Raw genomic sequence first — 4386 nt, forward strand, 5'->3', positions numbered from 1 at the left:
GGTGCGGGTTCGGCGTTCGCGGCCCGGCTGCGGGAGGTGCCGGAGCCGGAACGCGCGCGGGTCCTGCTGGACCTGGTCCGCTCGAGCGCGGCGACCGCGCTGGGCCATGCCACGCCCGACGCGCTGGACGCGAAGCGGACCTTCCGGGAGCTGGGTTTCGACTCGCTGGCCGCCATCGAGCTGCGCAACGCGGTGGGCGCCGCGACCGGGCTGAGGCTGCCCGCCACCTTGGTCTTCGACCATCCGACGCCGTCGGCGGTGGTGGACTTCCTGCTGGGCGAGCTGATCGGCCACGGACCTGTGGTGGACGTACCGCGGCCGGCCGGCGTCGAGTCCGCGGAGCCGATCGCCATCGTCGGCATGGCCTGCCGCTACCCCGGCGGGGTGGCCACGCCGGAGGAGCTGTGGGACCTGGTCGCGACCGGCCGGGACGCGATCGCCGGCATGCCCGACGACCGCGGCTGGGACGTGGAGGAGCTCTACGACCCGGAGGGGACCAGGCCGGGCACGTCGTATGTGCGGGAGGGCGGATTCCTGCTCGACGCGGCCGAGTTCGACCCGGAGTTCTTCGGCATCTCGCCCCGCGAGGCACTGGCCATGGATCCGCAGCAGCGGCTGCTGCTGGAGACCTCGTGGGAGGCACTGGAACGGGCCGGCATCGATCCGCGCCGGCTGCGCGGCAGTCGGACCGGGGTGTTCGCCGGCGTGATGTACCACGACTACGGTGCCGGCCGCGACGGGCTGCCCGAGGAGGTCGAGGGGCTCATCGGGACCGGCTCGGCGGGCAGCGTGGCCTCGGGCCGTATCGCGTTCACGCTGGGCCTGGAAGGTCCCGCGGTCACCCTCGACACGGCGTGCTCCTCCTCCCTTGTGGCCCTGCATCTGGCGATGCAGGCGCTGCGCGGCGGGGAGTGCGACCTGGCGCTGGCCGGTGGCGTGACCGTCATGTCCACCCCCGGGGTGTTCGTGGAGCTGTCCCGGCAGGGCGGGCTGTCCCCCGACGGCCGCTGCCGGTCCTTCGCCGCGGGCGCGGGCGGCACGGGCTGGGGGGAGGGCGCCGGTCTGCTGCTGGTCGAGCGGCTGTCGGACGCGCGCCGCAACGGCCATCCGGTGCTGGCCGTGGTCCGCGGCAGCGCGGTCAACCAGGACGGCGCCTCCAACGGGCTGACCGCGCCCAACGGCCCCGCCCAGCAGCGGGTGATCGAGCAGGCGCTCGCCGCGGCGCGGCTCGGCTTCCCGGACGTCGACGCCGTGGAGGCGCACGGCACGGGCACCACCCTGGGCGACCCGATCGAGGCGCAGGCGCTGCTGGCGACCTATGGCCGGGCACGGACCGCCGAACAGCCGCTGTGGCTGGGCTCGGTCAAGTCCAACCTGGGGCACACGCAGGCGGCGGCCGGTGCTGCGGGCATCATCAAGATGGTCATGGCCATGCGGCACGGCGTGCTGCCCAGGACCCTGCACGTGGACGAGCCGACACCCGAGGTGGACTGGTCCCCGGGCACGGTGGAGCTGCTCACCGAGCAGCAGCCGTGGCCGGACACGGACCGTCCGCGCCGGGCCGGGGTGTCCTCGTTCGGAATCAGCGGCACCAACGCCCACGTCATTCTCGAACAGCCGCCGGCCGAGGAGCCGGCGGAGCCTTCCGGGCCGGTCGCGGGCGGGGTGCTGCCCTGGGTGCTCTCCGCGCACAGCCGGACCGCGCTGCACGCCCAGGCCGAACGCCTCGTCGCCCATGTCACGGAGCGTCCCGAGCTGTCCCCGGTGGACGTCGCCGGCGCCCTGACGGGCAGGGCACGGCTGCCCCACCGTGCGGTGGTGCTGGGCGGCGACCGGGAGGAACTGCTGGCGGGTGCGGCCGGGCTGGCGCGCCTGGCCGAGGAGCCGGACGCGGCGCTGCCGCCCGGCCTGGTGACGGGTTCGGTGCTCGGCGAGAGCCGCGTCGTCTTCGTCTTCCCCGGTCAGGGAGCGCAGTGGGCGGGGATGGCGGCGGAGCTGCTCGGCTCCGAGCCGGTCTTCCGGGACCGGATGCTGGAGTGCGAGCGGGCGCTGAGCCCGTACGTCGACTGGTCACTGCTCGCCGTGCTGGGACAGGAGCCGGGCACACCACCGTGGGACCGGGTGGACGTGGTGCAGCCGGCGTTGTGGGCGGTGATGGTGTCGCTGGCCGCGCTGTGGCGTGCGTACGGCGTCGAACCGGAGGCCGTGATCGGCCACTCGCAGGGCGAGATCGCCGCCGCCTGTGTCTGCGGGGCCCTGGATCTCGACGACGGTGCCCGGGTCGTCGCGCTGCGGGCCGAGGCGATCGGGTCGGCGCTGGCCGGGCGGGGCGGGATGGTGTCACTGGCGCTGCCCGCGGCGGCGGCCCGGGAGCTGATCGCCGGGTGGCCGGGGCGGATTTCGGTGGCCTCCGTCAACGGGCCGGCCAGCACGGTGGTGGCGGGCGAGCCCGACGCGCTCGACGAGCTGCTCGCGCGGTGCGACGACGACGGCGTACGGGCCCGGCGCATCCCGGTGGACTACGCCTCGCACACCGCTCAGGTGGAGGCGATCGAGGCCGATCTGGCCGCCGCGCTGACGGGGATCACGCCGCGCTCGACGACCGTACCGTTCTTCTCGACCCTCACCGGCGCCCCGTTGGACACCGCGGAGCTGGACGCCGGGTACTGGTACCGCAACCTGCGCCATACCGTGGAGTTCGAGGCGGCGACGCGCGCTGCGCTCGACCAGGGCTGCACGGTCTTCGCGGAGATCAGTCCGCACCCGGTGCTCGTGCCCTCGGTCCAGGACACCATCGACGCGGCGGGACGAGCAGCGGTGGCGGTGGGTTCGCTGCGCAGGGACGACGGCGGCGCACGGCGCCTGCGCACCTCGGTGGCCGAACTGGGCGTGCTGGGCGTCGAGGTCGACTGGTCGCCGGTGCTCGCCGCATCCGGCGCCCGGCCGCCGGTGGACCTGCCGACCTACGCCTTCCAGCGCCGGAGGTTCTGGCTGGAGTCCCGCCGCGGCGCGGGCGATCTGACCGCGACGGGGCTCGAGGCGGCGGACCACCCGCTGCTGGGCGCGGCCGTGGCGTTGGCGGGCGGCGAGGGTGTGCTGCTCACCGGCAGGCTCTCCGGGCGTACCCACCCCTGGCTGCTCGACCACGCCGTCTCGGGCACGGCCCTGCTGCCGGGCACCGCCTTCGTGGATCTGGCGATCCGGGCGGGCGACCAGCTGGGCCGGCCCCACCTGGAGGAACTCACCCTGCACGCGCCGCTGTTGTTGCCGGCCGGTGCCCTGGACGAGGTCACAGTGCAGGTCCGGGCCGCACCGGACGGCGATTCGGGCCGCTCCACGGTCACCGTGCACTCCCGTACCGGCGAGGGCGGCTGGGTGCTGCACGCGTCCGGCTCCCTGACCCAGGAGACGGCCGAGGAGCCCTCGCCCGACACGGCCTGGCCGCCGGCCGGGGCGGAGCGGGTGGAGGCGGACGGCGTCTACGACCACCTCGCCGAGGCGGGCTACCACTACGGCCCGGCCTTCCAGGGCCTGCACGCGGTCTGGCGGCGCGGCGAGGAGCTGTTCGCCGAGATCCGGCTGCCGGAGTCCGAGCGGGAGGAGGCGGCGCGCTACGGCGTTCACCCCGCGCTGCTGGACGCCGCTCTGCACGCCATGGCGTTCGCCGCGGATCCGGACACGGGGGTGCGGCTGCCGTTCTCCTGGACCGGGGTGCACCTGTACGCGACGGGGGCGACCACGGCGCGGGTGCGGCTGATCCCGTCCGGCGAGCACCTCGCCGTGCTGCTCACCGACGAGGCCGGACAACCGGTGGTGTCGGTGCGGTCGCTGGTGACCCGGCCCGCCGCCCTGGGCCGGCCGGCGGACGCCGCGCTGGAGGAGGCGCTGCTCCATCTCGACTGGGCCGTCGTGCCCGCCGAGGCCGAGGACGGCGAGCCGGCCGGGTCGTACGCGATCGTCGGTGACGACCCGTTCGGGCTGGCCGGTGCGGCCGCGAGCGTGCCGGTGGTATCCGACCTGGACGAGCTGGCCGCCGACGGCCCGGTCCCGGACATCGTGGTCCGCTGCCTGGTGCCCGGGGCGGCGGACGATCCCGCGGCGGCGGCGCACGCGGCGGCGGGGGAGACGCTCCAGTGCCTGCGCGCCTGGCTCGCCGACGACCGGTTCGCCGGCTCACGCCTGGTGTTCGTGACCTCCGGCGCGGTCGCCGCGGGCGACGGCGAGGACGTCACCGACCTCGGCAACGCGGCGAGCTGGGGTCTGGTGACCTCGGCCCAGACCGAGAACCCGGAGCGCCTGGCGCTGGTCGACCTGGACGGGCACGGCGAGTCCCGGGCGGCGTTCGGGGCCGCGCTGCGATGTGCCGAGCCCCGGGTCGCGATCCGC

1 protein-coding gene is annotated in these 4386 nt (G+C 75.5%); it reads left to right on the forward strand.

From position 1 onward, the window contains the following. A partial coding sequence (locus CLM62_RS09275) for a type I polyketide synthase (protein ID WP_143658987.1) occupies positions 1 to 4386 on the forward strand: 4386 nt, incomplete at both ends.

Origin of the sequence: Streptomyces sp. SA15 (assembly GCF_002291145.1) — a bacterium.
Lineage (GTDB): Bacteria > Actinomycetota > Actinomycetes > Streptomycetales > Streptomycetaceae > Streptomyces.